General features: G+C 67.5%; 18 protein-coding genes. 5 read left to right on the top strand and 13 right to left on the bottom strand.

Annotation, left to right across the window (positions count from 1 at the left end; translation table 11 throughout):
- Positions 1-129: 129 nt before the first annotated feature.
- Entirely contained in the window at positions 130-393 is a 264-nt protein-coding gene (locus A5699_RS22010) for a hypothetical protein (protein WP_067773850.1), read from the top strand.
- Positions 394-398: 5 nt separating this feature from the next.
- Here the strand turns inward: A5699_RS22010 and A5699_RS22005 are convergent, their stop codons facing one another.
- The 3 genes from A5699_RS22005 to A5699_RS21995 all read right to left on the bottom strand — a co-directional run bounded on the left by A5699_RS22005 (position 399) and on the right by A5699_RS21995 (position 3989).
- Entirely contained in the window at positions 399-686 is a 288-nt protein-coding gene (locus A5699_RS22005) for a hypothetical protein (protein WP_197508361.1), read from the bottom strand.
- Between the two features lie 61 nt (positions 687-747).
- The gene (dnaG, locus tag A5699_RS22000; protein WP_067773847.1) at positions 748-2643 is read right to left on the bottom strand and encodes a DNA primase; all 1896 of its coding nucleotides are present in this window, start codon (positions 2641-2643) and stop codon (positions 748-750) included.
- Positions 2644-2714: 71 nt separating this feature from the next.
- Positions 2715-3989 carry a deoxyguanosinetriphosphate triphosphohydrolase gene (locus A5699_RS21995; protein ID WP_067773844.1) on the bottom strand — a complete coding sequence of 425 codons (1275 nt, stop codon included), beginning with the start codon at positions 3987-3989 and terminating at the stop codon, positions 2715-2717.
- 59 nt (positions 3990-4048) lie between these two features.
- Here A5699_RS21995 and A5699_RS21990 point away from each other — a divergent pair, with 59 nt between their 5' ends.
- Complete coding sequence (locus tag A5699_RS21990) at positions 4049-6097, top strand: TPM domain-containing protein (protein ID WP_067773841.1); 2049 nt, start codon at positions 4049-4051, stop codon at positions 6095-6097.
- Between the two features lie 71 nt (positions 6098-6168).
- On the opposite strand, the gene A5699_RS21985 is transcribed toward A5699_RS21990, so the two are convergent.
- Positions 6169-7560, bottom strand: a complete 1392-nt coding sequence (locus tag A5699_RS21985) for a glycine--tRNA ligase (RefSeq protein ID WP_067773838.1) — start codon at positions 7558-7560, stop codon at positions 6169-6171.
- Between the two features lie 173 nt (positions 7561-7733).
- On the opposite strand from A5699_RS21985, the gene A5699_RS21980 reads away from it, so the two are divergent.
- Both A5699_RS21980 and A5699_RS21975 read left to right on the top strand, forming a co-directional pair.
- Positions 7734-8027, top strand: coding sequence for a helix-turn-helix transcriptional regulator (locus A5699_RS21980; protein WP_231965799.1), 294 nt, complete (start codon positions 7734-7736; stop codon positions 8025-8027).
- Positions 8024-8422: a Fur family transcriptional regulator gene (locus A5699_RS21975; protein WP_067773832.1), complete on the top strand. Its 399-nt coding sequence runs from the start codon at positions 8024-8026 to the stop codon at positions 8420-8422. The genes A5699_RS21980 and A5699_RS21975 overlap by 4 nt, the downstream gene beginning before the upstream one ends.
- Positions 8423-8483: 61 nt before the next feature.
- Here A5699_RS21975 and A5699_RS21970 read toward each other — a convergent pair whose 3' ends face one another.
- The 4 genes from A5699_RS21970 to recO are packed head-to-tail and all read right to left on the bottom strand — an operon-like array spanning position 8484 to position 11031.
- On the bottom strand, positions 8484-8903 hold the full coding sequence (locus tag A5699_RS21970; protein ID WP_067773829.1) for an NUDIX domain-containing protein: 420 nt from the start codon (positions 8901-8903) through the stop codon (positions 8484-8486).
- Positions 8900-9346 carry a hypothetical protein gene (locus A5699_RS21965; protein ID WP_067773826.1) on the bottom strand — a complete coding sequence of 149 codons (447 nt, stop codon included), beginning with the start codon at positions 9344-9346 and terminating at the stop codon, positions 8900-8902. Before A5699_RS21965 ends, A5699_RS21970 begins: the two co-directional genes overlap by 4 nt.
- 1 nt (position 9347) lies before the next feature.
- Positions 9348-10241, bottom strand: coding sequence for a decaprenyl diphosphate synthase (locus A5699_RS21960; protein WP_067773823.1), 894 nt, complete (start codon positions 10239-10241; stop codon positions 9348-9350).
- Positions 10177-11031: a DNA repair protein RecO gene (gene recO / locus A5699_RS21955; protein WP_067773908.1), complete on the bottom strand. Its 855-nt coding sequence runs from the start codon at positions 11029-11031 to the stop codon at positions 10177-10179. The genes A5699_RS21960 and recO overlap by 65 nt, the downstream gene beginning before the upstream one ends.
- A 63-nt stretch (positions 11032-11094) precedes the next feature.
- Between recO and A5699_RS21950 the strand changes: the two genes are divergently transcribed.
- Positions 11095-12585 (top strand): amidase, encoded by a 1491-nt coding sequence (locus A5699_RS21950; protein WP_067773905.1) that lies wholly within the window; start codon positions 11095-11097, stop codon positions 12583-12585.
- A 63-nt stretch (positions 12586-12648) separates the two neighbouring features.
- Here the strand turns inward: A5699_RS21950 and era are convergent, their stop codons facing one another.
- From era to A5699_RS21925, 5 genes are all read right to left on the bottom strand, one after another.
- Positions 12649-13548 carry a GTPase Era gene (era, locus tag A5699_RS21945; protein WP_067773820.1) on the bottom strand — a complete coding sequence of 300 codons (900 nt, stop codon included), beginning with the start codon at positions 13546-13548 and terminating at the stop codon, positions 12649-12651.
- Between the two features lie 70 nt (positions 13549-13618).
- Positions 13619-13936: a cytidine deaminase gene (locus A5699_RS21940; protein ID WP_067773817.1), complete on the bottom strand. Its 318-nt coding sequence runs from the start codon at positions 13934-13936 to the stop codon at positions 13619-13621.
- On the bottom strand, positions 13929-15230 hold the full coding sequence (locus A5699_RS21935; protein ID WP_067773814.1) for a hemolysin family protein: 1302 nt from the start codon (positions 15228-15230) through the stop codon (positions 13929-13931). Before A5699_RS21935 ends, A5699_RS21940 begins: the two co-directional genes overlap by 8 nt.
- Positions 15227-15763, bottom strand: coding sequence for an rRNA maturation RNase YbeY (gene ybeY, locus A5699_RS21930; RefSeq protein WP_067773811.1), 537 nt, complete (start codon positions 15761-15763; stop codon positions 15227-15229). The genes A5699_RS21935 and ybeY overlap by 4 nt, the downstream gene beginning before the upstream one ends.
- Positions 15760-16809: a PhoH family protein gene (locus tag A5699_RS21925; RefSeq protein WP_067773808.1), complete on the bottom strand. Its 1050-nt coding sequence runs from the start codon at positions 16807-16809 to the stop codon at positions 15760-15762. Before A5699_RS21925 ends, ybeY begins: the two co-directional genes overlap by 4 nt.
- Positions 16810-16915: the final 106 nt, after the last annotated feature.

The following is a 16915-nucleotide window of genomic DNA, read 5'->3' as shown; positions in this document are numbered from 1 at the left end:
TGACTCTAGCGTACGGACCGCCGCCGCCGCCAACTCGCTCCCGGACGGGCGCGCCGGGCCGGTGGTGAGGCAGGATGGAACCCGCACACATCTGTCGTCTGGGATGCCCGTCGCTGTGGGAGGAATGCTGTGATCCGCTATGCCGCCGTGATCGCCGTCGGCTACGTGCTGGGCGCCAAAGCCGGCCGACGCCGCTACGAGCAGATCGCCAGCACCTATCGCGCGGTGACCGCCAACCCGGCCACCAAGGCCGTCCTGGACGCCGGGCGACGCAAGATCGCCAAGCGCGTGTCACCGGATCCGCAGTTTCTCACCTTGACCCCCATCGACGCAGAAACGTCGGTGTTCTCCACGAAGGAGAGCACCGACGCTTCGTCGAAAACTCGCTGGTAGGGCGCCTAGCCGATTCCCTGGCTGATCGTGCTGCCGGGCAGCAGCGGGCCCGTCACCACACCGTTCTGCCCGACGCCGACCCACGGCGTGCCGACCTGGGCGGGCATGCCGTTGGAGTAGGACAGGCACTTGCCGTCCTCTTTGTTTCCGAACCAGGCCAGGCAGGCCGGCCCGGCCGTGACCTCGGCCGGGGTGGTCGCGACGAACGCCGGGGCGGCCGCTGCGGCGCCGGCCGCCAGGACGAATGCGCCGACTGCGACGAACCGCCGCGTCTGTGTGCTGAAAAGTGTCACCGGGATTGCCTCTTTCACATCTGGGTGCCCGACTGCGCTCACCCTATCGCGATGTCGTCGATCACGCAGTCAGGTCGTCCCCGCTGGCCTGTTCCAGCAGGCTGCGCCGGTAGGACTCCATCGCCACCAGGTCGCCGAACAAAGCGTGATATTCGTCTCCCTGCTCCACCGGCGACATCCGCTGCAGCTTGGATTTCACCTCGGCGATCTGCCGCCCCACCCACACTTCCTGCAGGCGGGCCAGCACGCTGCCGATGTAGCGCGGCAGATGCTCGTCGTCCTCGACGTTGATCGCCTCCACGCCCAGTTCGTTGACCAGGCCGGCCGCCGCCGGGGACGACGCCTGTTCCCGGACCGCCTCGATCCACTGCGCACCGGATATGCCCGCCGCGGTGCCGCCGGCGGCCTCGATGGCCGAGCGCACCGCGGCGTAACCGGGGTGGGTGAAGCTTTCGGCGGTCAACGAGTCGAAGACCGGTCCGGCGATCGCCGGGTACTGCAGGCCGGCTTTGAGCGCCTCGCGCTGCGGCCATAGCGTCGGGTCGGACGGATTCGGGCGTTGCACGGCCGGCGCCGCGGGACGGCCCGGCGCCCCTGAGGAACGTCGGCTGTCCTTGCGGCCGCCGGTGGCCTCCTCCCGCACCCGGCCGATCACCTGAGCCACGTTGTCCCAGCCGACCCAGCCGGCCAACTGGCGGGCGTACTCGTCACGCAGCGTGGGGTCTTTGATGCGCGCGGCCATCGGCACGCACCGCCGCAGCGCGGCCACCCGGCCTTCGGCGCTGTCCAAGTCGTACTCACCCAGTGCGCTGCGAATCACGAACTCGAACAACGGAGTTCGTCGCGCCACCAGATCCCGCAACGCGCCGTCACCGGAGCGTAGCCGCAGATCGCACGGATCCATCCCGTCGGGAGCAACCGCCACGAACGACTGTCCGGACAGGTTCTGCTCACCCTCGAACGCCTTGACCGCGGCGGCCTGGCCCGCGGCGTCACCGTCGAACACGTAGATCAATTCGCCGCGGAAGAAATTGTCGTCCATCATCAGCCGGCGCAACATCGACAGGTGTTGCTCACCGAAGGCGGTGCCGCACGAGGCCACCGCAGTGGTCACCCCGGCCAGGTGCATCGCCATCACGTCGGTGTAGCCCTCGACGACGACCGCCTGGTGCCCCTTGGCGATGTCGCGTTTGGCCCGATCCAGCCCGAACAGCACCTGAGACTTCTTGTACAGCACCGTTTCCGGGGTGTTGACGTACTTGGCCTGATTCTGGTCGTCGTCGAACAACCGGCGCGCGCCGAAGCCGATGGTCTCGCCCGAGGACACCCGGATCGGCCACAGCAGGCGGCGGTGGAACCGGTCCATCGGCCCGCGTTTGCCCTCCCGGCTCAGCCCGGCGGCTTCCAGCTCCTTGAACTCGAACCCTTTGCGCAACAGGTGTTTTGTCAGCGTGTCCCAGCCTGAGGGGGCGTACCCGCAGCCGAATTGGGCGGCCGCCGCAGCGTCGAAGTTTCGCTCGGTCAGGTACTTACGCGCCTCGGCCGCGTCATCCGAGGCCAGCGCCTGGGCGTAGAACTCCTGTGCGGCGGCGTTGGCGGCCAGCAACCGGCTGCGGCTGCCCCGATCCCGCTGGACGTTGGTGGTGGATCCGCCGGTGTAGGTGACGGTGTAACCGACTTTGTCCGCCAGCAGCTCGACGGCTTCGACGAATGTGACGTGCTCGATCTTCTGGATGAAGGCGTAGACGTCCCCACCTTCGCCGCAGCCGAAGCAGTGGAAGTGACCGTGGTTTGGCCGCACGTGGAACGACGGCGACTTCTCGTCATGGAACGGGCACAGCCCCTTCATCGAGTCGGCCCCGGCCCGCCTCAACTGGACGTAGTCGCCGACAACGTCTTCGATGCGGATTTTTTCGCGAATGGCGGCGATGTCGCGATCAGGGATTCTGCCAGCCACCGGCCTAGTGTATGCGGGCGCCGAGGCCCGCAATTCGCGAACATCGATCGTCGGCTTGTGTTCGACGGCTCTCAGCCCAGGGGCCGGGGCGAGCGGGCCTCGTGCACTCGTTCCAACCGGCTCTCGGTGTAGGACGCGATCTGATCGACCACGACGCGCAACCGGGCGCCGTCGTCGTCGGCCCGGTCGAATTCCGGGGCGAACTGCGGGTCCAGACTGCCCGGGGCCTGCGCCCACAGCGCCAGCGCCACCTCGTGGATCAGGGTGCGCTGATCGGCCTGGATCTGCAGGTGCCGGTGGTCGGACATGATGAACTGCAGGGCCAGCATCTTGAGCAACACCACCTCGGCGCGCACCAGTGGCGGCACCGCCAGGTCGGCATCGAACCTCCGCAGCGGCCGGTCGTCGGCGACGGCCCGGGTCTGGGTGATCGCCGCATTGGCAAAGCGGCCGACGAGTTCACTGGTCATGGTCTTGAGCGCAACCGAGGCCGCCAGGGTGCCGTCGTAGCGCCCCACCGCGGCGACCACCGGGATCTGCGACAGCCGCTCGGCGGCGGCCAGCAGATCGTCGTGGCCGACGCTGGGAAACGACCTCGCCCCCAACTCGGCCAGCGAGGCAGCGGCGTCGCGATCGCCGAGTACCCGCAGGTCGATCCGCCCGGAGATCACCCCGTCCTCCACGTCGTGCACCGAGTACGCGACGTCGTCGGCCCAGTCCATCACCTGGGCTTCCAGGCACGGCCGATCGGCCGGGGCCCCGACCCGCATCCAGGCGGCGGCCTCGGCATCGTCGTCGTAGAAGCCGTACTTCTTGCGGGTGCCGAGGCTGGCCCACGGGTACTTTGCGACGGCATCCAACGCCGCCCGGGTCAGGTTGAGCCCGGCCGAACGTCCCTCGCCATCAAGGACTTTGGGCTCCAGCCGGGTCAGGATGCGGAAGTTCTGCGCATTGCCCTCGAACCCGCCGAACGGTTTGGCGATCTCGTCGAGCGCCCGCTCACCGTTGTGTCCGTAGGGCGGGTGGCCGATGTCGTGGGCCAACCCGGCCAGATCCACCAGGTCGGGATCGCAGCCCAGCCCGATCGCCATCCCGCGCCCGATCTGGGCCACCTCCAGCGAATGGGTGAGCCGGGTGCGTGGGGTGTCCCCGTGCCGCGGACCGACCACCTGCGTCTTGTCGGCCAGTCGCCGCAGCGCCGCACTGTGCAGTACCCGGGCGCGGTCGCGCGAGAAGTCGGTTCGGTGCTCGGCGTCCGTCCCGGGCAGGGCAGCACCCTTGGGCGCTTCGACCACCAGACGTTCCCGGTCGAAGTCGTCATACACCGACTGCCTATCCGCGTTCACCGACGCACAGTCTGCCAGGAACCGACGCGCCGCCTCTGCAGCGCACTAGATTGGCGGTCATGCGTATCGCTCGTGTGCTGTCCATGCTGCTCGCGATCCTGATGACCGGGCTGCTGGTCGCCCCGGCCGCCGCCGCCGAACCACCGCTGCGCTTGGCCACCCAGCTCACGGACGACGCCAGGGTGCTGTCGGCCGCACAGACCGGCAACGTGCAGCGCGCCATCGACCGCCTTTACGACGACCGTCACATCAAGCTGTGGGTGGTCTTCGTCGAGACCTTCGACCGGCAGAACCCGATCGGCTGGGCGCAGAACACCATGCAGCTGAGCGATTTCGGCGACGACGACGTGCTGCTGGCGGTGGCGACGGTGGACCGGGCGTTCGCGTTTCAGGTGCCCGACACGGTGAGCACCTCGGCGCGCGCCGACGACCTCCGGCGCAACAGCGTCACCCCGGCCCTGCGTCGAGACGATTGGGCCGGGGCGGCGATCGCCGCAGCCAACGGGCTGAACTCCGAACCGGAATCCCCCGCCGCAACCGGTATCTCGTGGCCGGCGATGTTGATCGCCCTCGGCGTGGTGCTGGTGCTGGTCGGGTTGTTGTGGTGGTGGTCGCGCCGGCGTCGGGCCAAGCGCCGCCGCGCCGAGTTCGAGGCCGCCAAACGTGTCGACCCCACCGACGCCAATGCGCTGGCCGCGGTCCCGTTGGAGGCGCTCGACGAACTGTCCCGATCGATCGTGGTCGACGTCGACAACGCCGTGCGCACCAGTGCCGCCGAGCTGGAGCTGGCCGTCGAAGAGTTCGGCGACCACCGCACCGAACCGTTCAGCGCGGCCCTGCAGAATGCGAAAACGGCCTTGGCCCAAGCGTTCAACGTGCGCCAGACCCTCGACGACGACGCACCCGAGACACCGCTGCAACAGCGTCAGCTGTTGACGCAGGTGGTGGTGTCGGCGGCCCGGGCCGACCGTGAGCTGGAGGCCCAGAGCCAGGCCTTCGAGCAGTTGCGTGACCTGGTGATCAACGCGCCGGCGCGCCTGGACACCATGACCCAGCAGATGGTCGGCCTGACCGCGCGCATCGAACCGTCGGCGCAGACGTTGCAGAACCTGCACACCCAGTTCGACGCGAGCGCACTGAGTTCGGTGGCGACCAACGTGGACGCCGCCAAGGAGCGGCTCGCGTTCGCCGACCGCAGTATCACCACGGCCCGCGGCCTTGTGTCGCGGCCCGCCACCGATCAAACCGCACTGGTGGATGCGGTGCGCTCGGCCGAATCCGCACTCGATCAGACCCGGACTCTGCTCGATGCCGTGGACAGTGCGGCATCCGACATCAACCGGGCCCTGGCCGGGTTGCCCGCAGCCATCACCGATATTCAGGCCGGCATCGACCAGGCGAATTCTCTACTGGCCCAACCTGATACACCACAGGCGGACAAGCTGAGCGTCACCCGGGACGCCGCGGCCAAGGCCGCCGAGGACGCGAAGTCCAACGGCAACGCCGACCCGCTGGGCACGTTCACCCGGCTCACCAAGGCCGACGCCGAACTCGATCAGCTGCTGGCCGGTGTGCACGAACAGCAGGAGGCGGCCGAGCGGCTGGCCCGGGCGCTGGAGCAGGCGGTGTTCACCGCCCAGTCACGGATCAAGGCGGTGTCGGACTTCATCGAGACCCGGCGCGGCAGCATCGGACCGGAAGCCCGAACTCGGTTGGCCGAGGCCCAACGGCAACTCGAGGCGGCGTTGGCCAAGCGGGCCGACAATCCGAACGAGGCCGTCGCGCACGCCAACGGCGCCTCGACACTGGCCGCACAGGCACAAGGTCTGGCCAACGACGACGTCCGCGCCGCACAGCGGTCTTACACCTCCCAGTACGGCGGAGGTGGCGGGTCCGACATGGGCGCGGTGCTCGGCGGGATCCTGATCGGCAATGTGCTGAGGGGCGGCTTTTCCGGTGGCGGCTTCGGAGGTGGATTCGGCGGTGGGTACGGCGGCAGCTGGGGCGGAGGTTTCGGCGGGGGACGCAGCATGGGCCGGCCGACCTCCTACGGCGGCGCGTCGCACTCGTCGGGCCGCAGCTACAGCGGAGGCAGTGGTCGCTTCTGATCGCGAGAAGACATAAACCCGTACCTTCTCGGGCGAAAAAGTACGGGTTTGTGTCTTCTCGGCGAGGAAAGTCAGCAGCCCTTGAGCCGCACCGCCAGGTAGTCCGACACCTTGTCCAGCGCGATGCGCTCCTGGGTCATGGCGTCGCGCCCGCGGATGGTGACCGCGTTGTCCTCCAGGGTGTCGAAATCGACCGTCACGCAATACGGTGTGCCGATCTCGTCCTGACGGCGGTAGCGCCGGCCGATCGCACCGGCGTCGTCGAATTCGACGTTCCAGTTCTTGCGCAGCTCGGCGGCCAGGTCGCGGGCCTTGGGCGACAGGTCGGCATTGCGCGACAGCGGCAGCACCGCGGCCTTGACCGGGGCCAGCCGCGGGTCGAGCTTGAGCACGGTGCGCTTGTCCACCCCGCCCTTGGCGTTGGGCGCCTCGTCCTCGGTGTAGGAGTCGACCAGAAACGCCATCAGCGAGCGGGTCAGACCGGCCGCCGGCTCGATCACGTACGGCACGTACCGGGTGTCGGTGCCCTGATCGTAGAACGACAGCTCCGCGCCGGAATGCTTTGCGTGCGTGGACAAGTCGAAGTTGGTGCGGTTGGCGATACCTTCCAGCTCACCCCACGGGTTGCCGGCGAAGCCGAACTTGTACTCGATGTCGACGGTGCCGTCGGAGTAGTGCGACAGCTTTTCCTTGGGGTGGTCGTACAGCCGCAGGTTGTCGCGGTCGATGCCGAGGTCGACATACCACTGCAGCCGCGTCTCGATCCAGTACTTGTGCCATTCCGGGGCGGTCGAAGGCTCGACGAAGAACTCCATCTCCATCTGCTCGAACTCGCGGGTGCGGAAGATGAAGTTGCCCGGGGTGATCTCGTTGCGGAAGCTCTTGCCGATCTGGCCGATGCCGAACGGCGGCTTCTTGCGTGCCGTGGTGACCACGTTGGCGAAGTTGACGAAGATGCCCTGCGCGGTCTCCGGCCGCAGATAGTGCAGACCTTCCTCGGACTCGATCGGGCCGAGGTAGGTCTTGAGCATCATGTTGAAGTCACGCGGCTCGGTCCACTGCCCCTTGGTGCCGCAATCCGGGCAGACGATCTCGTCCATCGACACCGAGTCAGGGTCATCGAGCCCCTTCTTCGCCGCGTAGGCCTCCTGCATGTGGTCCTGACGATGACGCTTGTGGCAGTTCAGGCACTCCACCAGCGGGTCGTTGAAGACGTCGACGTGACCGGAGGCCACCCAGACCTGCCGCGGCAGGATGATCGCGCTGTCCAGGCCGACGACATCGTCGCGGCCGGTGACCATGGACTTCCACCATTGCCGCTTGATGTTCTCTTTGAGTTCCACACCGAGCGGCCCGTAGTCCCACGCGGACTTGGTGCCGCCGTAGATCTCTCCGGACTGGTAGACCAGGCCACGGCGTTTCGCCAGGTTCGCAACGGTGTCGATGATCGAAGACGGAGCCACGGTGCAACAGCGTAGCCACCGGCACGCTGGCAGCGATAATCCGCCGCGAGTCGCCGGACCGGTTGACATGCAATATCGCGCATGTATTGTGAGCGGTAATGAAAACGGTTTCCAATTTGGCGGACATTCAGCACGATGACGCCCGCGAGCACACCACTGCCCCGGCACCGGCGATGCCGCCGCGTGAGGTCCTCGACACCGCAGGCGAACTGCTGCGTGCGCTGGCCGCCCCGTTGCGGATCGCCATCGTGCTGCAGTTGCAACAGTCGGCACGGTGCGTGCACGAACTGGTCGATGCGCTCGACGTGCCACAGCCGCTGGTCAGCCAGCATCTGCGGATTCTCAAACAAGCCGGAGTCGTCTCGAGCGAGCGCGCCGGACGTGAGGTGCTCTACCAACTGGTCGACCACCACTTGGCCCACATCGTCGCCGATGCCGTGGCCCATGCCGGGGAGGAGCACCCGTGACGGGCGCGGTCCGCTCCACCCGGCAGCGGGCGGCCATCGCCGACCTGCTCAACGAGACCGACGGCTTCCGCTCAGCCCAGGAACTGCACGACGAGTTGCGCCGCCGCGGCCAAGGTATCGGCCTGACCACGGTGTACCGCACCCTGCAATCCATGGCCACCACCGGCAGCGTCGACACCCTGCGCACCGACACCGGTGAATCGGTCTACCGACGCTGCTCGGAAGACCATCACCACCACCTGGTGTGCCGGGCCTGCGGCGCGACCGTCGAGATCACCGGAGGCCAGGTCGAGACCTGGGCCGCCGACGTGGCCCGCGAGCACGGCTTCTCCGACGTCAGCCACACCATCGAGATCTTCGGCATGTGCCGCGGTTGCAGCGACGGGGACAGCTGACGCGACTTTCCGCGTATTAAGCGTGGTGGCGGTTCCAAGGGCGATTTTCCGCCATGGCGCTTCACGCGCGGGGCCGCTGAGCCCGATCGCGTACCAGCGTCAGCACCGTGTGCTCGGTGAGCGGCGCCAGCCGAACGCAGCCCGGCTCAAGCGGGTCCACCCACAACATTTCCTCGATCTCGGCCTGCACCTGCGGCGTGCCGCCCAAGCTCACCAGGTAGAGCCACGCGTCGACGAAGTGGCCGGGTTCATTGGCCGCCGGCGCCTGGAAGTGGCCGAGTTCCTCGGCGGTCGCCGGGTCGAATCCGACGCCGAGTTCTTCGCGTACCTCGCGAAGAAGCGCCTCGATCGGCTGCTCCCCCGGCTCGATCTTGCCGCCGGGTTGCATGAAGGCCGTCGTCCCGCGTTTGCGCACCACCAACAGCCGGCCGCTCGCGTCGAGCACGACCGCCGCCACGATCCGAATGACCGGGGCGCTCACGTGATCAGGTCGCGGCGCACGTCGGCACCGGTGGCCAGCACCATGAGGATCAACGTGCGCAGCGCGTCGTCGGTCAGTCCGGCGGCCGGGAAGTTGTAGCGCAACATCACATCGGCGACCTTCTTGGCCGGCCGCTTGCGGGTAGCGCCCTTGGGCGTCGCACCGTTGGCGGGGGTCTCGACCAACTTCTCCACCAACACCACCGTGCCCAGCATGGTCTTGCTGGCGTGCTCGGACACCCGGTCACGAATCTTGTTGTTCAGCGGCAGATCCCAGGCCAACGGCTGGGTCAGCGAGACCATCTCGAGGTCCTCGGCGATGGCCACCACTCGCACCGAGGCCACCGACCCGTCGACCGCCACCGTCAGTGCACCGTCGGGCTCCTCGACGACCGAGGACACCTCGCCGAGCACCGTGGACAACCGCTGAAGAAGGTCGGTCATGTCAGGCCCGTCCGAAGCGCCGGTTGCGGTTCACGTACTCCTCGCAGGCCGCCCACAGATCGCGCCGGTCGTAATCCGGCCACAGCTTGTCCTGGAACACGAACTCGGCGTACGCCGACTGCCACAGCAGGAAGTTGCTGGCCCGCTGCTCCCCCGAGGTCCGGATGAACAGGTCCACATCGGGGATGTCGGGACGGTGCAGATGCTTGGCGAAGGTCGCCTCACTGATCCGGTTCGGGTTGATCTTGCCTTCGACGGCCTCGGCGGCCAGCGCCTGTGCTGCCTCGACGAGCTCGGTGCGGCCGCCGTAGTTGACGCAGTAATTGACCGTGATGACGTCGTTGCCGACCGTCATCTGCTCGGCGATGTCGAACTCTTTGATGACGCTGCGCCACATCTTGGGCCGTGACCCCACCCAGCGCATGTTCACGCCCATGGCGTTGAGGTTTTCCCGACGGCGGCGCACCACCTCCCGGTTGAAGCCCATCAGGAACCGGACCTCTTCGGTGCTGCGCTTCCAGTTCTCGGTGGAGAACGCATAGACGCTCAGGTGTTTGATGCCCAGCTCGATGGCGCCGCAGGTGATGTCGATCAACACCGCCTCACCCATCTTGTGTCCCTCGGTTCGGCCCAGCCCGCGCTGAGTGGCCCAGCGGCCGTTGCCGTCCATCACCACCGCGACGTGGTTGGGCACCTGGTCGGCCGGGATCCGCGGCGCGACGGCCTTGGAGGTGTGCTGGGGCGGGCGGGCGAAGCGCCCGTTGGTGCCGGGCGGGATCTCCGGGAAGACGACGGGCCACGTCGAGGTATCCGGGAAGACCGGATAGTCCTCAGGCGCCGGGGGCAGCTGTGGGTAGGTGGTCTTGTCCTGCTGCTTGTCCCGCTTCAAAACCATGGGCCATATCCTGCCTGACCAGCGTGGCCCGCTGCTCGGCGACTGTCCGATCGATCCGGTACACGCGCTCGACCAGAGGCAATGTCCGCAGCTGTCTTTCCAGATGCCACTGCAGATGCGCCGCGATCAATCCACTGGCCTGGCTGCGATGGCTCGATGAGGAGGCCTCGGCATATTCCCAGTCACCCTCGTGCAGCGCCGACATCAGCTCCAGCACGGGCTGCGGTGGGGTGGACGATCCGCTGGGCCGACAGTGCACGCACACGCTGCCGCCGGCGGCGACGTGAAACGCCCGGTGCGGGCCGGGTGCGGCACAGCGGGCGCATTCGGTCAGCGCCGGTGCCCATCCGGCGATCGTCATCGCCCGTAGCAGGTAGGAGTCCAGCACCAGCTCCCGGGCCCGGCGGCCGTCGGCGATGGCCCGCAGCGCGGCCACCGTGAGCCGGTGCAGGTCGGGCATCGGCGCCCGCTCCTCGCCGGCCAGCCGCTCGGCGGTCTCCAACATCGCGCAGGCACTGGTGTAGCGGCCATAGTCACTGACGATGTCGGCGGCGAACGCGTCGATGGCCTGCACCTGGGTGACGATGTCGAGGTTGCGGCCCGGGTGCAGCTGCACGTCGATGTGGGCGAACGGTTCCAGCCGGGCGCCGAACTTGCTGCGGGTACGCCGAACCCCCTTGGCCACCGCGCGCACCAAGCCATGGTCGCGGGTGAGCAAGGTGACAATCCGGTCGGCTTCGCCGAGCTTGTGCTGGCGCAGCACCACCGCCCGGTCCCGATACAGCCGCATCGTGACAGTGTCGCATCATGGCCGGACAGGTTCCGTGACGCAGCGCCGATATCCTCGAAAGTGATGGCCAAATCCACCGACTCCACTGCTCCACTCTTTCCGACCCTGACCAATCAGCTCTATGAATTAGCCAGCGGCGCCCTTACCTGCCAGGAGCTGGTAAGCCGTTCCCTGCAAGCGATTTCGGCCAGCCAGCCCACCCTCAACGCCTTTCGGGTGGTGCTCACCGATCAGGCCATGGCCGACGCCGCCCGCGCCGATCGCGAGCGGGCCGCAGGTCGGTATCGCCTGTTGTCGGGGATCCCCATCGCGGTCAAGGACGACGTCGACATCGCCGGGGTGCCGACCCGGTTCGGCACCGTCGGCGACGGGTACGTGCCCACCGCCGACGCCGAGGTGGTACGCCGACTGCGCGCGGCCGGCGCAGTCATCGTCGGCAAGACCAACACCTGCGAGCTGGGCCAGTGGCCGTTCTCCGGCGGGCCCGGCTCCGGGCATACCCGCAATCCCTGGTCGCGCAAGCACAGCCCGGGCGGCTCCTCCGGCGGCAGTGCCGCGGCGGTGGCCGCCGGTCTGGTCACCGCGGCGATCGGATCCGACGGCGCGGGCAGCATCCGCATCCCGGCGGCGTGGACACACCTGGTCGGCATCAAACCGCAGCGAGGCCGTATCTCCACCTGGCCGCTGCCCGAGGCGTTCAACGGCATCACCGTCAACGGCGTGCTGGCCCGGACCGTCACCGATGCCGCCCTGGTGCTCGATGCCGCCTCCGGCAACACCGACGGCGATCTGCACAAGCCGGCGCCGATCCAGGCCGCGGAATATGTCAGCCGCGCACCCGGACCACTGCGAGTGGCCCTGTCCACCAAATTTCCTTTCACCGGCTTTCCAGCCGAGTTGCACCCCGAGATCCGCCGCACGCTGAAGTCCGTCGGAAAACAGCTCGAGCAACTGGGGCACAGCGTGGTGGAGAAGGACCCCAACTACAGCCTGCAGATGTCATGGGACTTCCTGGCCCGCTCCACCGCCGGCCTGCTGGACTGGGCCGAGCGGCTCGGCGATGTGGAGTACGACGAACGCACCCTGGCCAACATGCGGATCGGCCGGCTGCTGTCGGAGAATGCGCTGCGCAAGGCCCGCATGCACGAGGCCGCCGCGCAGCGTCGGATGTCCTGGATCTTCAACCTCGTCGACGTCATCGTCGCGCCCACCACGGCCCAACCACCGCCGCTCACACACGAATTCGATCGTCGCGGGTGGTCGGCCACCGAACGCGCCTCGATCGCGGCCTGTCCACTGACCTGGCCGTGGAACCTGCTCGGCTGGCCCTCGATCAACGTGCCCGCCGGATTCACCTCCGACGGTCTGCCGATCGGTGTCCAGCTGATGGGGCCGGCCGACAGTGAGCCCCTGCTGATTTCACTGGCCGCCGAGCTGGAGGCGATCACCGGCTGGGCCGCCCAACAACCCGACATCTGGTGGAACACCCCGTCCCAGACCGACGCCTCCCAGGCGGCCGCTGCGATCAACGCGTTCGAGAGGCGGGCTGGTTAGCCGAAATTTGGTGCGTTGGATGCATCCTGCGTGGGTCGGCGAGGAGCAGTCAGGCGCTGCGGCTCAGAACCCCAACCGGCCCAACTGCTTGGGATCGCGTTGCCAGTTCTTGGCGATCTTGACCCGAAGGTCGAGGTAAACCTTTGTGCCGAGCAGCTTTTCGATCTGAGTGCGGGCGGCCGTGCCGACCTCACGCAGCCGGGCGCCACCCTTGCCGATCACGATGCCTTTCTGGCTGTCGCGCTCGACGTAAAGGATGGCGTGCACGTCGATCAGGTCGTCGCGCCCCTCACGCTCTTCCACCTCCTCGATGACCACCGCCAGGGAATGCGGCAGCTCATCGCGCACGCCTTCGAGCGCGGCCTCGCGGATGAGCTCGGCCATCAGCACTTCCTCGGGCTCGTCGGTGAGCTCGCCGTCGGGGTAATACGCCGGCCCCGGCGGCAGCTTCGACACCAGGACGTCGGTGAGGACGTCGAGTTGTTCGCCGGCGGTGGCCGACACCGGCACGATGTCGGTGTCCGGGCCGACCAGCTCGCTGACCGCCAGAAGTTGTTCGGCCACACGGTCCTTGGCGACCTTGTCGGTCTTGGTGACCACAGCGATCAAGGTGGTCTTGGGCGCCACTGCGCGGATCTGCTGATAGATCCAGCGGTCGCCGGGACCGATGCGCTCGTCGGCGGGAATGCACAACCCGATCACGTCCACCTCGGAATAGGTGTCCTTGACCAGGTCATTGAGCCGCTGCCCGAGCAGGGTGCGTGGCCGATGCAGCCCGGGGGTGTCGACGAGGATGATCTGGAAGTCCTCGCGGTGCACGATGCCCCGGATGGTGTGCCGCGTGGTCTGGGGGCGGTTCGAGGTGATCGCGACCTTCTGGCCCACCAGCGCGTTGGTCAGCGTCGACTTGCCGGTGTTGGGCCTGCCGACGAAACAGACGAATCCGGAACGGAATTCCGTCATCCGAGCTCCTCGAGTGTGCATACAGATCGCGAAATCAGCTGAATCGACGATCTCACCGCACGCTCGGCGGTCATGAAACGTTCCCCGCCCGATCGGTGACGATCACTGCGGCGTCGGCGGACAGTTCCCGCACAGCAGCCACGCCCGCGTCGTCAGCGGCACCGCCGACCAGCACGGCGGCCTCAATGCCGGTGGCACCACTGGACACCGCCGCGGCCACCGCCGCCTGAAGCGCCGTCAACTGCAGCGACGCCAAGGACACCGGCGCACCGGCGTAGGTGCGCCCGTCCTGGTCCCGCACCGCCGCGCCGCTGGACGCCTCGGCCCGGCCCATCGCACCGCGCGCCAGCACCACGAGTTTGTTGTCTTCAGCGTCGAGCTCAGTCATCTATATCTCGCGTCTCCTGTTCCGCAGTTTCAGCCGGGCTGACCAGCACCGTGCCGATCCGCACCCGTCCGCGATGATCGGAACCGCCCTCGGCGCGCAACCGCAGACCGTTCCACGTCACTTCGGCGCCCGGCAGGGGCACCCGGCCCAGTTCGAAGGCGACCAGACCGCCGACGGTATCCACGTCGAGATCCTCGTCCGGAGGTAGATCGTAGAGCTCACACACGTCTTCGATCGGCAGTCGTGCCGATACCCGGTACTCCCGCTCGCCGAGGTCTTCGATCGGCACCACCTCGCCGGCGTCGTACTCGTCGACGATCTCGCCGACGATCTCTTCCAGCACATCCTCGATTGTGACCAGACCGGCGATGGCGCCGTATTCGTCGACGAGCAGCGCCATGTGATTGCGGTCGCGCTGCATCTCGCTGAGCAGTTCGTCCAGTGGCTTGGAATCAGGGACAAACACCGCTGAGCGCATCACCTGCGCCACATTGGTGTCGCGGCCGCCATTGGTCGAGTAGTACGTCTGCTGGACAAGGTCTTTCAGGTAGACCACGCCGACGATGTCGTCGACGTTCTCACCGATCACCGGGATGCGGGAATGGCCGCTGCGCACCGCCAACGATGTCGCTTGGCCGGCTGTTTTGTCGCTTTCGATCCACACCATCTCGGTGCGCGGCACCATCACCTCGCGGGCGGCGGTGTCGCCGAGTTCGAAGACGGACTGGATCATCCGGCGTTCCTCGTCGGCCACCACGCCGCGCTGCTGAGCCAGGTCCACGACTTCGCGCAGCTCGATCTCGGAGGCGAACGGCCCGTTGCGGAAGCCCCGGCCCGGGGTCAACGCATTGCCCATCAACACCAGCAGCCGGCTGATCGGGGTGAGCAGCACCGATATCGCCTGCAGCGGCAGCGCCGACATCAACGCGATGGAGTAGGCGTTCTGCCGGCCGACCGTGCGCGGGCCGACGCCGATGGCCACAAAGCTCGTCACCACCATGATCGCGGCCGAGGCCACCAGGCCCCAGCCGACACCGAGCAGCCCGTCCAGGAAGGACACCAGCAGCACGGTGGCGCTGATCTCGCAGGTGATCCGCAGCAGCACAACGAGATTGGTGTACCGGGGCCGCTCGGCGACAACTCGACCGAGCCGCGCGGCGCCGGGGCGCTCCTCGCGGACCAGTTCCTCGATGCGCGCGATCGAGACGGTGGACAACGCAGCGTCGATGGCGGCGAACAACCCGCCGAAACCGACCAGCACCACGGCGCCGAGCAGCGGAAGGATGCCGGTCACGGTTCGTCGAAATATCGTGACTTGTCCAGCAACCGCTGGTCCTTCTCGCTCTGCCGGTCGGCGTGGTACGCCTCGACCTGCTCGGCCACCCACTCCTCCAGCAGCTGGCGTTGCAGCGCGAACATCTCTTTTTCCTCGTCCGGCTCGGCATGGTCGTAGCCGAGCAGGTGCAGCACCCCGTGCACGGTCAACAGGGCCAGCTCCTGACCGAGCGAGTGCCCGGCCTTGGCCGCCTGCTGTTCGGCGAACTCCGGACACAACACGATGTCACCCAACATGGCCGGACCCGGCTCGGGCGCATCGGGGCGACCGCCGGGCTCCAACTCGTCCATCGGGAAGCTCATCACATCGGTGGGACCGGGCAGGTCCATCCACCGCATGTGCAGGTCGGCCATCGCCGCGCTGTCCAGCAACACCATCGACAACTCGGCGGCCGGGTGCACGTCCATCTTGGCGATGACGAAGCGGGCGACGCTGATCAGCTCGTCCTCGGAGACGTCGATGCCCGACTCGTTGGATACCTCGATGCTCATGATCGGCGGGGCCGTCCGTTCGACGAACGGCGCTGGGCACGGTTGAGCAAAGCCGGCTCCTCATGTCGGGCGTATGCGTCGACGATCTCGGACACCAGGCGGTGGCGGACGACGTCGGCGCTGGTGAGTTCCGCGAAATGGATGTCCTCGATGCCGTCGAGGATGCTCATCGCGGCCCGTAGGCCCGATCGCGCCCCGCCGGGCAGGTCGACCTGCGTAACGTCGCCGGTGACAACGATTTTCGAGCCGAACCCCAGTCGCGTCAAGAACATCTTCATCTGCTCGGCGGTGGTGTTCTGCGCCTCGTCGAGGATGATGAACGCGTCATTGAGGCTTCTGCCACGCATGAATGCCAGTGGTGCCACCTCGATCACCCCAGCGGCCAACAGGTTCGGGATCGCCGCCGGATCCATCATGTCGTGCAGCGCGTCATAGAGCGGGCGAAGGTACGGGTCGATCTTCTCGGTCAACGTCCCCGGCAGAAAGCCGAGGCGCTCACCGGCTTCCACCGCGGGTCGGGTCAGGATGATCCGGTTGACCTGCTTGGCCTGCAGCGCGCTGACTGCCTTGGCCATCGCCAGGTATGTCTTTCCGGTACCGGCCGGTCCGATGCCGAACACGATCGTGTGCGCGTCGATGGCGTCGACGTAGCGCTTCTGGTTGAGCGTCTTGGGGCGGATGGTCTTGCCGCGACGGCTCAGGATGTCGAGGGTGAGCACCTCGGCCGGCGATGCATCTTCGGCACCGGTCAGGATCGCCACGCTGTGGCGCACCGCCTCGGGTGTCACCGCCTGCCCGCTGGAGGCGACGGCGATCAGCTCGGCCACCACCCGCTCGGCCAAGGCCACGTCGGCCGGCTCGCCGGTGAAGGTGATCTCGTTGCCGCGCGCGTGGATGTCGGCGGTCAGAAGCCTTTCGAGGGCCCGCAGATTCTCATCGGCCGAGCCGAGCAGGCCCACGATGATGTCGGGCGGAACAGTGATGCTGGAGCGGACCGATTCCGATGCGGTGGTCGACGAGTCAGCGGTCGTGTCGCGGGGCGTCACGTGGAGTTTGTGCCTGCTTTCCGGGTTCTCATAACGGCCGGCTGCCGTTGTACTGTTGCCAGTTTACCGCTGGCCGGCGACACGCCCCAATGATTGAGCAGGCGGG

The organism is Mycobacterium sp. E802, from assembly GCF_001666875.1.
GTDB lineage: Bacteria > Actinomycetota > Actinomycetes > Mycobacteriales > Mycobacteriaceae > Mycobacterium.
Note: the sequence above shows the minus strand (reverse complement) of the source record. Positions and strands in the feature narration are given on the sequence as shown.

Coding starts and splice junctions, on each gene's coding strand:
- A5699_RS21990 (WP_067773841.1), top strand. CDS start 4,049: ATGCGTATCGCTCGTGTGCTGTCCATGCTGCTCGCGATCCTGATGACC.
- A5699_RS21980 (WP_231965799.1), top strand. CDS start 7,734: ATGCCGCCGCGTGAGGTCCTCGACACCGCAGGCGAACTGCTGCGTGCG.
- A5699_RS21965 (WP_067773826.1), bottom strand. CDS start 9,346: ATGACCGACCTTCTTCAGCGGTTGTCCACGGTGCTCGGCGAGGTGTCC.
- A5699_RS21960 (WP_067773823.1), bottom strand. CDS start 10,241: ATGGTTTTGAAGCGGGACAAGCAGCAGGACAAGACCACCTACCCACAG.
- recO (WP_067773908.1), bottom strand. CDS start 11,031: ATGCGGCTGTATCGGGACCGGGCGGTGGTGCTGCGCCAGCACAAGCTC.
- A5699_RS21950 (WP_067773905.1), top strand. CDS start 11,095: ATGGCCAAATCCACCGACTCCACTGCTCCACTCTTTCCGACCCTGACC.
- era (WP_067773820.1), bottom strand. CDS start 13,548: ATGACGGAATTCCGTTCCGGATTCGTCTGTTTCGTCGGCAGGCCCAAC.
- A5699_RS21940 (WP_067773817.1), bottom strand. CDS start 13,936: ATGACTGAGCTCGACGCTGAAGACAACAAACTCGTGGTGCTGGCGCGC.
- ybeY (WP_067773811.1), bottom strand. CDS start 15,763: ATGAGCATCGAGGTATCCAACGAGTCGGGCATCGACGTCTCCGAGGAC.